This is a genomic window from Providencia sp. PROV080 (assembly GCF_033688105.1).
GTDB classification, from domain to species: domain Bacteria; phylum Pseudomonadota; class Gammaproteobacteria; order Enterobacterales; family Enterobacteriaceae; genus Providencia; species Providencia zhejiangensis.
In genome coordinates this window covers 346,060-363,381 of sequence record NZ_CP096346.1, presented here as the reverse complement: position 1 = coordinate 363,381, position 17,322 = coordinate 346,060, and the positions used below count along the sequence as shown (strand labels likewise).

Below are 17,322 nucleotides of genomic sequence, written 5' to 3'. Positions count from 1 at the left end.
CCTTAGCTAATTAGCTTAGAGACGGCTTCACCCGCCTCATCCGGTACACGACGAATTTCACAAGTGATCCCTAATTTTTCTAATTCGCGAAAGGCATGAATATCGCTATCATCCACAGAGACCGTTTTATGAATTTGTTTTTTACCTTCAATGAAATGCATATTGCCAACATTGACAAATTTGATAGGAACACCGCCCTGAACTAGGGTGAGTACATCTTGAGGAGTTTTACAAACGATGAAAATCTTTTGACGATCCGCGGCCTTATGGATCACATCTATGGTTTTTTGCAGGGTAAAATAACGGGTTTGCACACCATCAGAAACCACCATGTCCATTAAAGATTGGGCGACAGGATCGACTGCGGCTTCATCATTTGCAACAACCACCAAATTGGCGCCAAGCGAATTCGTCCATGTCACACCAACTTGGCCATGAATCAAACGATTATCGATACGAGTCATCAATATATTTGGGGTAGACATACTCACTCCTATTATTATTTTGTTGATTTGTATGGGTATAGCTGAACACCTTTAACAACACGATTCACTTCACCAGTCGGGCAAGGGTTATCCGGTGATAAACCATGATGAAGAGAGGCTTCAAATGCCAAAAGTTGCAAAAAGACAAGGTAAGGAAATATCAACCAAATATCATTCAGTTGGCTATCAAGCTCGACGGCCTGTACTAAAGGCTGACTGCTCAGTGCCACAATATTCTTTGCTCGTTGGTCATGTTTCAGCTCATTTAGCAAATCTATATCATAGCGGCGGCAATACTCTTCAGCCGATAACATCACTATTACCAATGTTTCTTTATCAATCATAAATTTATGACCATGGCGTACCCCCAATGTTGAGTCAAAGCGTGTTGCCACTTTCCCTGACGTTAGCTCTAACATTTTCAACGCCCCTTCTTCGGCTATGCCCGTAAAGCAACTTGAGCCAAGCACAACCAAGCGACTAAAACTATCCTCTGTTATGCTTTGAATCATCGGTAACCATTGTGAAAGGCCTGTTTCTGCCAATGTGGCAATCTCTTCAACATGGTTAAGTGATTGTGTGAAGTCTTGAACACCAAAGAGTAATAAGGTTGCTAATGTCATACAGCTAAAGCTTGAGGTCATGGCAAAACTGCTGTCATGAGAGCCATCCGGCATGATTAAAGAACAAACATGCTTTTTCCCTTCCGCATAACGTGCTAGCGCGCCGTCGGGATTACAGGTCAACATCAAGTGATAGACATCGTCGAGTAGCTGATCGGCCAGTTCGATGACCCCCACACTTTCAGGGCTATTACCCGAACGCGCATAAGAAACTAATAATGTCGGTTTATGTTTATCAAGGTAGTGCCAAGGGGTTGGGACGATATCGGTAGAGGCATATGCATGTACGTCTAACCCACAGTATTCGCGTAGCCAAGGTGCCATTGCTTTCCCTGCAAAAGCCGATGATCCTGCACCGCATAACACAATTTGTAAGTCTGGCTTGGCGAATAATTTGGCCAAAAAAGGCTGCCATTGTGCTGATTTTGCTGCCAACTCTCGATACAGTTCACGCCACAGTCGAGGCTGGTGTGTAATTTCTTGCGCGGTAAACAGAGCGCCATGCTGTTCTAACCAAGATGGTGAATATGACAATATGGTTTTCATGCCATCACTCCTTGTGATTGAGACTCACACGCCTGTGCATATTGAAGGAGCACCCCTCGAACTTTATCCATAACCCAAGCTTTTGGGTCATTCTCTAAATCGCCGACTTTAACGGCTTCTGCCTGTTCAGGTAGGTATTGGCTTAACATTGAAATAGGAACGGGATTGCGCCTTAAATTGTCTAATAATTTAGCGACCGCGGTTTCCACTTCAGGTTCTGCCCAGTAATAACGAATACGGTCACTTAGGCTATATTGTCTGTCGATGTACTGCTGGTGAGCACTACCTTTGTAATAAGGGCGCCAACGCTCTGGCTGCTCATTCATAATTTGTTCGAGAGTGGCGTGTAAATGAGCGGCATCACGTTCACCATTCCATTCACGATCTAATTTATCGAGTGCAAATAATCCTTCACGCAGAGCAAACGTTAATGCCGGTCCGACTTTTAAGATTGCAAAGTGATCACGCACTAACTGACGATAAGCCTTTAATGCTTGGTAATCGGTAGAGTGGGCTTCATAAACGATATGAGGAACTGATTCGATAAATTGGCTAAGTGCCTTCGCTTTTTCGGGGTGATAATGTTCAACATTGTGATGGTCAAATTCGACGCCAGGTTGTACAACCAATGCAATCACTCGCGGCCACACATGAGCTAACCCATGCTCTTGCCACTTATTTTCATGGATAGACAATGTCGCTTTAGCCGCTTCAGGCGATGTCACCTGTAAGCCATCCATCGATTCTTTAGCACCGCCCGGAACAGGAACCTCTGTACCAATAACATAAACAGGCGCTTCACCACCATGATCTTGCCAGCTACGTTCCGCCACTTGGCATAGTCTTGCCGCACGAGAAGCGACCACTTCATCACTCAAAGGGATGGGATCATCCGCACAAGACATTGAGCAATCAAGGTGAATTTTACGAAAACCTGCCGCAACATAATCATAAATTAGCGTTTCTGAAAGTTGCATCGCCTCATCAGCACACCGATTTTGCCATGCATTTGGACCTAAATGATCGCCACCTAACCATACTCTCTCACGCGGGAATGCTAATTGATCCGCAATGTGCCAAACCATTTCACGAAAATCGCTAGGCAACATGCCAGTATAGCCACCAAACTGGTTAACTTGATTAGACGTTGCTTCAATTAATACGGAAGTATTTCGCTGTTTAGCAAAACGAATCGCACTTTCTAATACCCATGGATGTGCGGAACAGACAGAGTAAACCCCAACGTCCTCGCCCGATTTATGGCGATGGATCAGCTGTAATAGCGGCTGCATAATTTCTCCAAATAACTCAGATATGATTAAAAACGTTGCGTTTTTAATTAAGAATTAAAATAGATATGCCTTATTCATCAACAACAATGACTTCTACACCAAATGCCGTCAAAGCTTGGCGATAATGAAGTGGAATGCGGCTATCAGTAATAAGACGATGGATCAGTCTAGCTTCGCGTATTAAACAAAAACTCTTACGTCCAAATTTAGTCCCATCTGCCACGGCAATAATTTGATGAGCAACATCACACATCACACGGTTTAGATGTGCTTCTCCGCTATTCGGCGTCGTGATCCCTGCTTCAAGATCAAAGCCATCCACGCCAAGAAACAAAGTATCAAAACGATATTGCGATAACTGCTGTTCAGCAGCTGGCCCATAAAGAGAATAAGAATTTTTGCGCACGTGTCCGCCAAGAACCATAACATCTACGCTGTCGAAACCGGCCAGTTCGTATGCGATATTGAGAGCATTAGTCATCACGACTAAATCACGGTGCTGTTTTAGAAAAGGAACAATTTCGGCTGTGGTTGAACCTGAATCAATGATGAGAGAATCCCCATCATGAACAAACTCCGCCGCTTTTTTAGCGATACGAGTTTTAATTTCACGGTCCATGCGCCCCTTGACCTGTAACGGTCTATCGAAAGCAAATTTATGATTGACCATTGCTCCACCATAAGAGCGCAAGGCACACCCTTTTTTTTCCAGATAACGTAAATCATTACGAATAGTGACGCTAGAAACATTAAATTGTTTGCTTAACGCATCGACACGTACACTCCCTTCTTGGCACAACATATCCATGATGCATTCACGCCTTTTTACGGTATCTGTACTCATGCATATCACTCCTAAAAAACAGTACCTTGTTATCACGATTGACCATGCTAACAACATAGATGAATTACAGCAGAGTGAGCTAATCGAAAATGTGATCCTTGTTAAAGTTCATTTTTAGAACAAAAAACCACTAAAAACCTTTCGTTTCCATTCAAATCGAAAGATTGACCTTTCAATTGATTAATTTACTTTTCAACGAAAATGCCTAATAGAGGCCAATATTTAGGTTAGTGAATGTATTAACAACGAAACGCCCCGAAAGAACGTCAAACAAACCGTTTTCAAATCACGCAGTGATTAAGGTCACAAAATTGAAATTAGTTGCAATAGCTGGCGGGCTGATAAGCAGAAAAGCATAGCGAAGGGAAAGGGAGAAAAACGATCAATCCTCATGGATTGGCAATGTCTCTGTGAATACACCACTCAATCAATGTCACGCATCGTAATCTCATTTGATATATTGGAAAGAATATAAGTGGGTAAATACTCACGACCTACCCACCCTATCCATTATGGCTTTTTGATCACTTCAGCAGAAATGATAGAGATTGGCTCAACGGGCACATTTTGGTATGGGCCAACGTTTTCGGTTTTCACTTTAGAAATTTTATCAACCACATCCATTCCTTTGACAACCTTACCAAAAACGGCATAACCAAAGTCACGCTGGCCATGGTCTAAGAAGGCATTATCAGCAACGTTGATAAAAAACTGGCTGGTCGCACTGTCTTTATTCGCTGTACGAGCCATCGAAATCGTTCCACGCAAATTACGTAGACCGTTGTCTGCTTCATTTTTAATGGGGCCACGTGTCTGCTTTTGCTGAAGATCTTTGTTAAAACCGCCGCCTTGAATCATAAAACCAGGAATAACACGGTGGAACGTGGTCCCGTTGTAATAACCTTCATTCACATATTGAAGAAAGTTTTCAGTGGTTACGGGTGCTTTTTTATCATTCAGTTCTAATTCAATGTTTCCCGCGGAAGTCACTAATTTGACATAGGTTTCACCCGCAGCTAATGCCAGAGAAGACGCGCTGATAGCACAGACCGCGAGTAAAGGCACAAAAATTCGTTTTAACATTCAAGATCCCTTTCGCTATAGCTTAATGACTTAATTATACTCTAAATAATTCAAGGTACAGCTAATACACCAAAAAATTGATGGCTAGACGTATAAGTGTGAGCCTGAAAGCATCATCAGCAATGCTGTAAACTTGGACTATGATGAGTGTAATTCACCAATTCTAGAGCGAAGCTAAATATATTGCTAAAGATTTACCTTTATTTACGTCAGATAATCTACAAACTCTCGACAATGGTTAAATTACTACAAATATGAGATAAAAATAGCGAATTTAAACGCATATCATCGATTGTATAGATTAATTTTGGCTTTGTTTGTCAGCCTTCAATGGCTATAATCCCTCAGCCTCAAAGGTCAACTCAGGGAGAACCACCTATGACAATCAAAAACCATAACTATCACATGACAAAATTTGTCATCAGTGCGCCCGATATCCGTCATCTACCAAAAGATACCGGTATCGAAGTTGCCTTTGCTGGCCGCTCCAATGCAGGAAAATCTAGCGCATTGAACGCGCTGACACAGCAAAAAAGCTTAGCCCGTACCAGTAAAACACCAGGACGCACTCAATTAATCAATCTATTTGAAGTCGAAGAAGGCATTCGTCTTGTTGACTTACCGGGCTACGGTTATGCCGAAGTGCCTGAAGAGATGAAACGCAAATGGCAAAAAGCACTCGGCGAATATCTGCAAAAAAGAGAATGTATTAAAGGCTTGGTGGTATTGATGGACATTCGCCACCCCCTGAAAGACCTGGATATGCAAATGATTGAGTGGTCTATCGCGATGGAAATTCCTGTTTTAGTGCTCCTCACGAAAGCTGATAAACTCGCGTCTGGTGCACGGAAAAAACAATTAATGGAAGTTCGTCAAACATTACAACCATTAGGGGGTGATGTGGAAGTCGAATATTTTTCCGCACTGAAAAAGATTGGTATTGATAAATTACGTATCAAACTCGATAGCTGGTACAGCACGCCCGCTTAATCCATTTCCATCCTTGTGCGTCAATCGGCGCACAACGGCAAATATCATCAATTAGCTCAAATTTTGAATAAAAAAATGCTCCAGTCAAAATATTGACTGGAGCAGCTAATATTCAGCTAAATCCGATTACGTGAAGTAAAAGGTCTGAAAGATAGAACATCTTACCTCTGTACCCTACGCCGTATACTCTACTTGATTTTTTGCGCAAAAAAAAGCTTTTATGTAATTTTTTTTCAATGCTTACTACGATTCAGCGAATATAAAACCGCAATATGCGTTAAAAAACGTATTTTTATTACATATTTATGAGAGATAGGTCGCATTAATATGTAATGTAAATTTTTATTCCACTCAGCTAAAACACGTAGTTTTGCACAAATAACACACAAAAAAGGGGGTTCTCCGCCAAATAAAAACAGCAGGAAAAATCCAGAAAGATAAAAGATGTTTTATGGCATGACACCTTCAAATTGCGCAAAAGAAAACAGAGCAAACATCATCGGTGTCGAGCATCGAGCGAGATCAGGTTCACCTACAAAACAGTTTCAGGCAGTAATGCCCCACCATCAACGACAATCGTCTGTCCCGTAATATAGCCTGCGGCTTGCGAGGCTAAAAATACCATCGCAGCAGCAATATCCTCTGGTTCACCTAAACGGCCGAGAGGCACTGCCCTAGCTATATTTTGATTAAGTTGGTCATCCCCTAAATTGGCCATGGCAGGTGTACGGATCATTCCCGGTTCAACGCCATTTACCGTGATCCCAAAAGGCGCTAACTCCAATGCAGCTGACTTAATAAAACCATTAACCCCCGCTTTAGAGGCCGCATAATGCGTAAGTCCTGGGTAAGCAACTCTAGGGCCAGTGACAGATGAGGTGATTAAAATACGTCCACCGCCCTGCCTTTGCATAATCGGTTGAGCCGCTTGAGCCAAATAAAAAGGCGCCATTAAATTAACACTGAGTGTCTGTTGTAATAACGCCTCCTCTATTTGCATAAATTCTGTTAGCGGAAAATAGGCGGCATTGTGTACCACAACATCTAATCGATGATATTGGCACTCTATTTTGGCTATCAAAGCGGTGATTTGTTGCCGCTGTGCACAGTCACAACCTTCCGCCTGAACGTTAAACCCTTTTGCGACCAATGAAGCTGCGGCTGCTTGCGCCTTTTGTAACTGCAAATCAGCCATCATCACGCAAGCCCCTAATTGAGCAAAGGCTTCAACAATCGCTAAACCAATACCTTGAGCTCCACCAGTAACTAGCACGACCTGCCCTTGAAATGCAGTTGGAGAAAATAAGCGTTCCATGATTCATCCTTTAGCTCTGAAATAAGCCTGTCGCCATAAAAGATATTAGATTACATAAACGCTATATTGAGGGAAAAAAATGGACTGTGGCAATCGTTCTTAGGTAGTAAATGCACATTATATTTGATAGTAAAATAATTTCATTTTGTACACTAACTTAATTAAGTTGGCTCACATAGCAAAACAGATACATTAAATTTTTAAATGTGATTTTTTATATTTACATTTTAATGGCTGATCTATAATTTAATTAAAATTTCTTTCTGACATCTCATTTAGACGAAACTGTAAAAAACGCATTAGGAATTAATACCAATGAATAAAATAATTAAATTATTTACTTTAATAAGCTCAATAATTATAGTTTTTAATTGTAACGCAGAGGATTTATTGGATATTTATAAAATAACGAAAGATAACAACCCCACATTAAAAAAAACAGAAAGTGAGCGTTATCAAGCCTATAAAAAAATAGATGAAGAGCGTAGCTCATTACTACCTCAATTAAAATTAAACGCGAATTCAAGCTATAAAAACAATGATGAAACAGATAATAATAAAAATATTAAAAACTCCGCATTATCCCTACAAATGACACAAGCTATAATCGATAGTTCCCAGTGGAAATCACTGTCTATTCAAGAAAAACAGGCCGCTATTTCAGATATTAACTATCAAATAAGCCAGCAAGATCTTCTTTTAGAAACGGCTATCTCTTACTTTAATATCTTAAAGTCTATTGATGCCCTCACTTACATAAAAGCCCATAAACTCGCGGTTTATCATCAGTTAGATCAAACCACACAACGCTTTAATGTAGGACTAACGACCATCACTGACGTGCAAAATGCGAGAGCTAACTATGACAGCATCATTGCTCAAGAGGTTATAGGTTACAACGAATTGAAGAATTCAGTTGAAATATTAAGAAAAATTAGTGGCGTTCGATATACTCAATTAGCAAAACTCAATATTAATAAGTTACAACTCGCCAAACCCGATAATATCACCTTTCTACTTGAAAATGCTCGAATGAAAAACCTTAGCTTATTAAAATCTCGCCTGATACAAGAAATATCAAATGATAAGATATCCCTCGCCAAAAGCGGGCATTTACCTATAGTCACTTTAGAAGCTTCTACAGCCATCAATAACACTCGGCTAGACAAGAATAATATCGAAAACCAACATCGAATACATAACCATTCAGGGAAAAATAATGCAGCCCTCTCGTTAAATTTACCAATCTATCAAGGAAATACGGTTAATTCCCAAGTTAAGCAAGCTCAGTATGGTTTTCAGGCAGCAACAGAGCAACTTGAAAGTGATTATCGCAACGTCACCCAGCAAGTTAGCTCTTCATACAATAATATATTGTCGTCGATAAGTAGTATTAAAGCCTATAAGCAACTAATCATTTCGACACAAAGCTCATTAGATGCCACAGAAGCGGGTTATCAAGTAGGAACGCGCACTATTGTCGATATGCTATCTGCCACTTCCGCCCTCTATCAGTCAAAAAAAAATTTATCGAATGCCCAATATGATTATTTAATCAACCAATTAAAAATGGAATATTTACAAGGCTCCTTAAACGAAAATAGCATTCAGCGTATCAATAAAATGCTAGGCAATGAAATATCCATTGATGAACCAAAAATGCAATAATTTATTTTAATTAAAACTTAATAAATTTCATTTTTATCACTCATCACGCTCTATGCCATTATTGCTTTTAAAGTCAAAATGAGCTCAAGGAAATCAACAGTGAAAGTAAATGAAATGTATTGCATTAAAAATGGAGAAGCGTTAATCATTTCGCCTTCACCACAAAAACGGAAAATAACCATTCCAAAATTAATGGCATCGAGTCGAGGGTAAAAAACAAAAGCTCATCACCGTCTAGATATTAATGGAAAGCAAGTTGCAATTGCTGAAGTTGATACTCGTTAGAATCAATATGGGGTTACTGTCATCAGTATATCATCTTGGTCTGGAATGATTGAGCCTAATACCCAAATGCAAATTATGGCTAATGAGAAAACATCCAAACATTCGTCTGTACTGAGTTATGTATTAGTATTAATAGAATAATATATAATTTCACAATAGATAATATAACTAAATAAAACTGAGTCGAATTAAGCATTCGACTCAGTTCAGACTCTCACTAGTGGGCTTCATCCCAGTTATCGCCAATACCGACATCAACCTTCAACGGTACATCAAGTTGCATACTTTGTTCCATCAACTCACGTATTTTGGCGGTCACACTATCAAGCGCTGACTCTTTGACTTCAAAAACCAATTCATCATGTACTTGCATGAGCATGTCAGCATGTGGTTTTTCGGTCTGTAACCAAGCATCCACCGCGATCATCGCTTTCTTGATGATATCGGCTGCCGTTCCTTGCATAGGTGCGTTGATCGCCTCACGTTCGGCCGCTTTTCGGCGCATACCATTGCTTGATTTAATATCCGCAAGATACAGACGACGTCCTTCTAGAGTTTCAACATAGCCTTGTTCAGAGGCTTGATGGCGTGTATTTTCCATATAACGCAACACGCCTGGGTAACGCTCAAAATAGAGGTCCATATAGCGTTGCGCTTCACCACGAGGGATCCCCAATTGGCGCGCTAATCCAAATGCGCTCATGCCATAAATCAAACCAAAGTTAATTGCTTTTGCGCTACGACGCTGATCACTCGTCACTTCATCCAAAGGCACACCAAATACTTCAGATGCTGTTGCACGGTGAATATCCTTACCTTCCGCAAATGCAGTTAACAACCCCTTATCTTGTGATAAGTGAGCCATAATACGTAATTCGATTTGCGAATAGTCCGCCGCCACAACTTTATAGCCCTGACGTGCAATGAAAGCCTGTCGAATACGACGGCCTTCTTCCGTTCTAACAGGGATATTTTGCAAGTTAGGGTCACGAGACGATAAACGCCCTGTCGCTGTCACTGCTTGGTGATACGAGGTGTGTACCCGTTGAGTTTGCGGGCTGATCATCAACGGCAACTTATCTGTATAGGTTGACTTCAGTTTTGCAAGACTCCGATGTTCAAGTAATAACTTAGGCAATGCGTGATTCAGTGCTAACTCTTCAAGGACTTCTTCATTGGTGGAAGGTGCGCCGCTTGGCGTTTTCTTCACAACAGGCAATTGCAGTTTCTCAAAGAGAATCGCTTGTAGTTGTTTTGGTGACGCAAGATTGAACTCTTCACCCGCAAGCTCAAAAGCCTCTTTCTCCAATTCCGCCAAACGTGCAGTGATCTCTTTCGATTGAGCCGCTAGCACCGCCGCATCGATTAATACCCCTTTACGCTCCATTCTGACAAGAACAGGCACTAAAGGCATTTCGATTTCACGGAAAACTTTATTCAACTTAGGCTCAGCTTCTAGCTGTGGATACAGAGCTTGATGGAGTAGCAAAGTCACATCGGCATCTTCTGCTGCGTAATTCGCCGCTTGTTCCAACGCAATTTGATTGAATGTCAGTTGCTTTTTGCCCTTTCCAGCGATTTCTTCGAAAGAGACGGTTTTATGGTTAAGATGGCGTTCCGCGAGGCTATCCATATCATGGCGCCCCATGCCCGCAACGCTGTTGAGTACATACGACTCCAACATCGTGTCGAATTCAATACCTTTAAGCTCAATATCGTAATTGAGTAACACCTCAGCGTCATATTTTAAGTTTTGCCCTACTTTCAAGATTTTTTCACTTTCCAGTATCGGCTTTAATACAGCCAAAACATCATTTAATGGCAGTTGAGCTGGTGCATCGAGATAATCATGACCTAAGGGTAGATAAGCCGCATAACCAGGTTCAATCGCAAAGGACATGCCGACTAAGTGAGCTTCTTGAGTATCTAAACTGTCGGTTTCAGTATCAAAAGCAAATAGAGATGCTGACGCTAATTTTTCTACCCAACGATCTAAATCTGCTTTTTCTAAGATCGTTTGGTAATTTTCCGCACTCAGTGTCGGAGCAGACATGACAGCTTCAATTTTCTTTTCTGTTTTACTTGCTGCTGCACTACTCTTCGCGCTTTTCCCCTCCATCCAAGTGCCATTTTCGACATCGGCTAACCAACGTTTAAATTCATAGCGGCTAAACAATTGATGAAGTTTTTCTGCATTTGGTTTGGTAATGGCAAGCTCTTCACAGCTTTTGTCTAACTCAACATCCGTTTTAATGGTTGCAAGTTGATAAGAGAGGAATGCAACTTCTCGATTTTCTTCCATTTTAGGGGCAAGTGTTTTTGAGCCTCTAAATCCAAGCGCCGCAATCTCATCTAAAGAATCATAAATCTTCTCTAAACTGCCGATCCCCTGTAATAAGGCAAGCGCTGTTTTTTCGCCAACCCCCGGAACCCCTGGGATGTTATCAGAGGAATCCCCCATTAAAGCCAAAAAGTCGATAATCAATTCAGGTGGTACACCATATTTATCAACCACTTCCTGTGGCCCTAATATCGTATTGGTCATGGTATTGATCAGCGTAATATTGGGTTCAACCAACTGCGCCATATCTTTATCACCAGTACTGATCAAGACAGGGATCCCTTTTTGACTCGCTTGTCTTGCAAGAGTACCAATCACGTCATCAGCTTCTACCCCAGAAACCACCAATAATGGTAAACCCATTGCTTCTACCATTTCGTGCAGTGGTGCTATTTGCTCACGCAAATCATCCGGCATGGGAGGACGGTGTGATTTATAACTTTCAAACAGTTCATCACGAAATGTTTTTCCCTTGGCATCAAAGACGACAGCCACATGGCTTGGCTGATATTGCATAATCAAGCTACGCAACATATTGAGCACACCATACATGGCGCCTGTCGGTTCGCCTGCACTGTTAGTCAGAGGTGGAAATGCATGATAAGCGCGGTATAGGTAAGATGAGCCATCTACCAATATAAGAGGATTTTCTGCTATCTGAGCCATAATCTGTCATCATCTTTTTGTCAGGAATGAATAATGAATAGGATGCCACAATGTGGGCTTAGATACACGTTGAGTTTCAATTTCACCGACGATCCTTGCGACAATGTTGCCATTACGATGACAGGAATTAAGTGATTATTTTCCCTTTATCGACGATGAAACCTAACAAAATAACCTGTGGATAACTCTGTGGGCAAAATAATGTTATGCCTTAGATTCAATAACTAAGAAAAGATCAAGTAGTTAAACAAGAAAATGAAATCAATAAGTTAGAGCAAAGTCCATTGATCTAGCGCAAAAATAGTGTATGCGAGACATTGTGGATATTGATAACGGTGCGTAAAGAATCGTGAAATGTGGCGGCAAGTCCCGCCGCCACAAGGATAGGCTATTTTTTGTTGATCAAATAGTTCACAACATTGGAGAACTCTTTTCCATAATCAGCCGCATTCTCTACCGCAATCCCGTTATTACGGATTTGATATTTGCCATCAACAAACATCGCTGGAACTCCACGTAGCTTCAGATCTTGCGCAGCATTCTGCTGTTTAGACACCAGTGATTTGACGACAAAGCTGTTCAACGCAGCATCATATTCTTCACCACTCACACCAGCCTTAATGAAGGCGTTACGAATATCTTCTGGTGTATGAATAGATTGCGTTTTTTGGATACCTTCGAACAGAATAGGTGTCACTTTGTCTTCAACTTTTAATACCATCGCCACAGCCCAAGCTTGGGTCAGATTTGGACCTAACGGGCCTAAGAAATCAACATGATAGCGTTCCATTTTCACGCCTTCAGGCAGATTTTTTTCTACTGTCTGCGGTACTTTATAGACATTTTCAAACTGATAGCAATGTGGGCAATAAAAAGAGAAAAACTCTAATACCTGTGGCAGGTTTTGTACGGGTTGTTTGATCTCCGTATATTCTTTACCTTCAGAGTAATTTGCGGCAGCAGCCCCAAATGACATGGCAATACCAATTAAAGCCAACATGATTCTTTTCATATACTACGTTCTCCAAAAATAGTATTTATTTAATTAAAATTGAGAGTTCAACTGCAAAGGGGCTTCTTGCAATCGTTCAACTTGCAAAGCAAATTCGATTGATTGTTTTTGCCAGAAATCATCATCTTGTAACCATGAAAACGCCTTTGGAAAAGCAGGATCTTGCCAGCGACGAATGATCCATCCCAAATAATGCACCATTCGCATCGCTCTGAGTGGCTCGATCAATTTCAGTTCTTTGACATCAAAATCACAAAATTCATTATAGGCTTCCAGTAGCGTGTCCAACTGAATTAACTGTTCCTGACGAGAGCCATTTAACAGCATCCATAAGTCTTGCACCGCAGGGCCATTACGCGCATCATCAAAATCCACCAGCCAAGCCTCATCACGCCACAAAATATTGCCGGGGTGGCAATCACCCTGTAAGCGTATTGCTGCTAATTCCGTTGGCCAAAGCCGTTTCGTCTGCTCTATCAATCTGTCGAGTGATTCAATGAATGCCGGTTTCCATCTTGGTGAAATCAATTCACTCTGAGCCATGATGTGCCTAGGTTGCTCGAGATACTCGGCAATGCCTAATGTAGGACGAAACGTGAAGTTGTTTTTCTTGCCCACTTGGTGGATCCGGCCTAATAAGCGTCCAACATCTTCAAGCTGAAATAAGTTATCAGTTTCATATTGACGCCCACCAATACTTGGAAAAACAGCAAACATGAAACCACCGAATTCCAATACGGTTTGCCCTGAAAATTCGATGGGAGCAGCAACAGCTAATTCAGCCTCTTGTAATTCAAGCGTAAAATCATGCTCTTCTTGAATTTGTGAGCGGTTCCAACGTTCGGGTCGATAAAACTTCACCACAAACCGTTTACGGTTTTCGTCCTGAAACTGGTAAACCCGATTTTCATAGCTATTAAGCTCAGTCAGGCCTGATTCAGGGTAGATACCCGCTTCCATGAGTGCATCAAGGATCAGGTCAGGAGAGATGCCACTAAAATGAAAATGAGAATGTTCAATATTATTCATGACGAATTAATCTTTTATGATACCACGAGCCCGCAGTAACGCGGTTTTGAAGTCTTCTTCATAATCTTTTTTCAAACCAGGTATAGCTTCATCACTGCTTTTATCACGCATTTTCAGATGATATATCAGCACATCATCCGTGAGGTCAGATAAAGGGCCTTTAAAACCCGCCTCATCTGCAAGCTTTTGCAGTAATTCCACTAAGTTCAGATCTGAATTGTCCTTCCATACAGGATGTAGAAGCTCAATAACTTCATTTAAACGATGGCATTTCATGTTTATTCCTTCATCACGAATATTGGGGCCAAATTACTTGCTATCATACAAGAGAAAAAGCGAATGGATGTCAATCTAAGTAAAGTTTAACTTTAATTCGCATGTACATTCGTTGATTTTATAGGAAAATGGAATAAATTTTAGCGAATACTATAACGAAATTTACTTTCATCTGTGTTGAAACCTTTTATTGAAGATAGTCAGGAAAATTGAATATGTTAGATAAGCAATCAATAACCGGTGTGATACTCGCTGGTGGGCTAGGCCGCCGTATGGGGGGGGTCGATAAAGGTTTAATATCACTTCGCGGTAAACCGCTTTATCAACATATTCTTGAACGCCTTCAGCCTCAGGTCGGAAAACTGGCGATCAATGCGAATCGTAACCAAGAATGCTACCAACAAAGTGGTTTTCCTGTTATTTCTGATCTCAATGCGGATTTCGCCGGACCATTAGCTGGCATGCAGGCTGGATTACATCATGCGACAACAGAATGGTTATTATTTGTTCCTTGTGATGTTCCTGATTTTCCGCTCACACTAGCTTCAACCCTGTTTCAATCAAAAGGCGATAGCCTCGCTTGTTATGCTAATGATACAGTACGTGACCATCCAACTTTTGCCTTACTCCATCGTTCTTTAGCACCTTCGTTGGATGAATATCTCGCAAAAGGGGAACGAAAATTAATGTTATTTATGCGGGAAGTTGCAGCAAAATGTGTAATTTTCCCTCCACAATCGGGCTCTTTTGCTAATTTAAACACACCAGAAGATAGCCGCAACTGGGAACAGCAACAAAAAGAATCATGAACCAAAAATCTCTACCTCTACTGGGTATCACGGCCTACAGTGGTACTGGCAAAACAACGCTATTAAAAAAAGTGATCCCATTACTACGGCAACGTCACCTCCGTGTCGGCTTAGTCAAGCACACGCATCACGATATGGATGTCGATAAACCGGGTAAAGACAGTTATGAATTGCGTAAAGCAGGTGCCGACCAAACACTCGTCGCCAGCCAAAAACGTTGGGCGCTCATGACGGAAACGCCAGATAATGAAGAAGAATTAGACCTACATTACCTCGCGAGCCGTTTTGATCCACACTCACTGGATCTCATTTTAGTGGAAGGTTTTAAGCATGAGGCGATCAGTAAGATCGCTCTGTTTAGAGCTGAGGTGGGCAAACCCCTCGATGGCTTAATTGATCAACATGTGATTGCTGTAGCAAGTAATCAAATTATTGATACTGTCTTACCGCAACTGGATATTAACAATCCTGAACAGATCGCTGACTACATTGTTTCTTGGTGGCAAAAAAGCCAATAAATTTAAGCGTATTATTAAAATAATATGCTTAATGTCTTATCAGCATGAGCCATTAAATAACAAAGGCTGAACCGACACGTTCAGCCTTATCTCGTTGAATGACCTAAAACGGGTGTTTTAACGCATTGTCACGAACTCTTCCGCCGCTGTTGGGTGGATAGCCACAGTATTATCGAAATCTTTCTTGGTTGCCCCCATCTTCAGCGCAACAGCGAATCCTTGCAAGATTTCATCCATACCAAATCCAATACCATGAATACCAACAATTTTTTCATCCGCCCCTGCACAAACTAATTTCATGCGGCATGGCTGACGATGGGAGGTCACTGCTGTATACATAGCGGTAAAGGACGACTTATAACATTTAACCTGATCAGCACCGTATTTCTCAATAGCTTCAGGCTCCGTTAAACCAACGGTTCCAATAGGTGGATGGCTAAATACAACGGTTGGAATATTACTATAGTCTAAATGCTCATCAGGTTTGTTATTAAACAAACGTTCTGAAAGGCGACGACCCGCGGCAACCGCGACTGGCGTTAATTCAACCGCGCCCGTGTTATCACCTACGGCATACACGCCAGCAACATTGGTATTTTGATATTTATCGACTTTGATGTAGCCTTTTTCATTCAGCTCAACACCTGTCGCTTCAATATTCAAGTTATCTGTCATTGGTTCACGCCCAATAGCCCAGATCAAGGCATCAACAGTGTGTTGTTTGCCATTTTCGAGTTTCAACGTCAGTGAGCCATCTGCATTTTTCACAACTTCTTTTGGCACTGACTCTGTATGCAAAGTGGGGCCTTCGGTATTCATGACTTCAACTAAAGTTTCAACGATCAGCGGGTCGAATGAGCGTAATGGAGCGTGTTTACGCACAAACAAGTGTGCTTCGCTACCAAGACCATTTAATACCCCAGCTAACTCAACCGCGATATAGCCCGCACCAACAACAGCAACACGTTTTGGCAACGCTTCTAACTCAAAGAAGCCATCTGAAGTCATGCCATATTCAGCACCAGGGATGGCAGGGATCACTGGACGACCACCTGTTGCAATCAAAATATGGTCTGCTGTATAAATTTCACCATCGACTTCAACGGTATGTGCGTCAACAAAACGAGCAAATCCCTTGATCACATCAACCTTATTATTGCCTAACACACGATCATAAGACTGGTGGATACGATCAATATAAGCAGTACGACTTGCAATTAATGTTTTCCAATCAAAACGATTAATTGTGGTGTCAAAACCATAGTCAGGGCCGTAAGCACGGATAGCTTCAGAAATTTGTGCGGCATGCCACATCACTTTTTTTGGAACACATCCTACGTTTACACAGGTTCCACCTAATTCTTTCGCTTCGATCAGGGCACACTTTTGTCCATACATCGCTGCACGGTTCATAGAAGCAATGCCGCCACTACCACCACCAATTGCAATATAGTCGTAATGTTTGCTCATAACTTGGTTATCCCATTTTGATTAATTAAAAAGCTATACTCGTTGACTTCTTCAAGTAGCAGCGCTACAC

General features: G+C 41.4%; 15 protein-coding genes. 4 read left to right on the top strand and 11 right to left on the bottom strand.

Translation table 11 applies throughout. From position 1 onward, the window contains the following. Positions 1 to 2 precede the first annotated feature (2 nt). From agaV to ppiA, 5 genes are all read right to left on the bottom strand, one after another. The gene (gene agaV / locus M1F03_RS01565) at positions 3 to 485 is read right to left on the bottom strand and encodes a PTS N-acetylgalactosamine transporter subunit IIB (protein WP_154622081.1); all 483 of its coding nucleotides are present in this window, start codon (positions 483 to 485) and stop codon (positions 3 to 5) included. Positions 486 to 499: 14 nt separating this feature from the next. Further along, positions 500 to 1,654: an SIS domain-containing protein gene (locus M1F03_RS01560; RefSeq protein WP_318840062.1), complete on the bottom strand. Its 1,155-nt coding sequence runs from the start codon at positions 1,652 to 1,654 to the stop codon at positions 500 to 502. After that, the gene (locus M1F03_RS01555) at positions 1,651 to 2,946 is read right to left on the bottom strand and encodes a D-tagatose-bisphosphate aldolase, class II, non-catalytic subunit (RefSeq protein WP_154622083.1); all 1,296 of its coding nucleotides are present in this window, start codon (positions 2,944 to 2,946) and stop codon (positions 1,651 to 1,653) included. Before M1F03_RS01555 ends, M1F03_RS01560 begins: the two co-directional genes overlap by 4 nt. A gap of 70 nt (positions 2,947 to 3,016) precedes the next feature. Next, complete coding sequence (agaR, locus tag M1F03_RS01550; RefSeq protein ID WP_154622084.1) at positions 3,017 to 3,790, bottom strand: transcriptional repressor AgaR; 774 nt, start codon at positions 3,788 to 3,790, stop codon at positions 3,017 to 3,019. 510 nt (positions 3,791 to 4,300) lie between these two features. Next, positions 4,301 to 4,873: a peptidylprolyl isomerase A gene (gene ppiA / locus M1F03_RS01545; protein ID WP_154622085.1), complete on the bottom strand. Its 573-nt coding sequence runs from the start codon at positions 4,871 to 4,873 to the stop codon at positions 4,301 to 4,303. A gap of 378 nt (positions 4,874 to 5,251) precedes the next feature. Between ppiA and yihA the strand changes: the two genes are divergently transcribed. Beyond that, positions 5,252 to 5,863, top strand: a complete 612-nt coding sequence (gene yihA / locus M1F03_RS01540) for a ribosome biogenesis GTP-binding protein YihA/YsxC (protein WP_247047461.1) — start codon at positions 5,252 to 5,254, stop codon at positions 5,861 to 5,863. Between the two features lie 532 nt (positions 5,864 to 6,395). Here the strand turns inward: yihA and M1F03_RS01535 are convergent. Then, positions 6,396 to 7,178, bottom strand: a complete 783-nt coding sequence (locus tag M1F03_RS01535; protein WP_251464913.1) for an SDR family oxidoreductase — start codon at positions 7,176 to 7,178, stop codon at positions 6,396 to 6,398. 315 nt (positions 7,179 to 7,493) lie between these two features. On the opposite strand from M1F03_RS01535, the gene tolC reads away from it, so the two are divergent. Continuing rightward, a complete protein-coding gene (tolC, locus tag M1F03_RS01530; RefSeq protein ID WP_251464912.1) occupies positions 7,494 to 8,846 on the top strand; it encodes an outer membrane channel protein TolC in 1,353 nt (450 codons plus the stop codon). 502 nt (positions 8,847 to 9,348) lie between these two features. On the opposite strand, the gene polA is transcribed toward tolC, so the two are convergent. From polA to M1F03_RS01510, 4 genes are all read right to left on the bottom strand, one after another. Beyond that, positions 9,349 to 12,138 carry a DNA polymerase I gene (gene polA / locus M1F03_RS01525; RefSeq protein ID WP_247046719.1) on the bottom strand — a complete coding sequence of 930 codons (2,790 nt, stop codon included), beginning with the start codon at positions 12,136 to 12,138 and terminating at the stop codon, positions 9,349 to 9,351. Positions 12,139 to 12,526: 388 nt separating this feature from the next. After that, positions 12,527 to 13,150, bottom strand: coding sequence for a thiol:disulfide interchange protein DsbA (gene dsbA, locus M1F03_RS01520; protein ID WP_154624382.1), 624 nt, complete (start codon positions 13,148 to 13,150; stop codon positions 12,527 to 12,529). A gap of 33 nt (positions 13,151 to 13,183) precedes the next feature. After that, positions 13,184 to 14,179 carry a serine/threonine protein kinase gene (locus tag M1F03_RS01515; protein WP_249999695.1) on the bottom strand — a complete coding sequence of 332 codons (996 nt, stop codon included), beginning with the start codon at positions 14,177 to 14,179 and terminating at the stop codon, positions 13,184 to 13,186. Between the two features lie 6 nt (positions 14,180 to 14,185). Beyond that, complete coding sequence (locus tag M1F03_RS01510) at positions 14,186 to 14,455, bottom strand: YihD family protein (protein ID WP_154624380.1); 270 nt, start codon at positions 14,453 to 14,455, stop codon at positions 14,186 to 14,188. Positions 14,456 to 14,670: 215 nt separating this feature from the next. Between M1F03_RS01510 and mobA the strand changes: the two genes are divergently transcribed. Further along, positions 14,671 to 15,264: a molybdenum cofactor guanylyltransferase MobA gene (mobA, locus tag M1F03_RS01505; RefSeq protein ID WP_163860544.1), complete on the top strand. Its 594-nt coding sequence runs from the start codon at positions 14,671 to 14,673 to the stop codon at positions 15,262 to 15,264. Further along, complete coding sequence (gene mobB / locus M1F03_RS01500; RefSeq protein WP_247046722.1) at positions 15,261 to 15,782, top strand: molybdopterin-guanine dinucleotide biosynthesis protein MobB; 522 nt, start codon at positions 15,261 to 15,263, stop codon at positions 15,780 to 15,782. The genes mobA and mobB overlap by 4 nt, the downstream gene beginning before the upstream one ends. 117 nt (positions 15,783 to 15,899) lie before the next feature. Here mobB and gorA read toward each other — a convergent pair whose 3' ends face one another. After that, positions 15,900 to 17,252 carry a glutathione-disulfide reductase gene (gene gorA, locus M1F03_RS01495; RefSeq protein WP_154624377.1) on the bottom strand — a complete coding sequence of 451 codons (1,353 nt, stop codon included), beginning with the start codon at positions 17,250 to 17,252 and terminating at the stop codon, positions 15,900 to 15,902. Between the last annotated feature and the right edge of the window lie 70 nt (positions 17,253 to 17,322).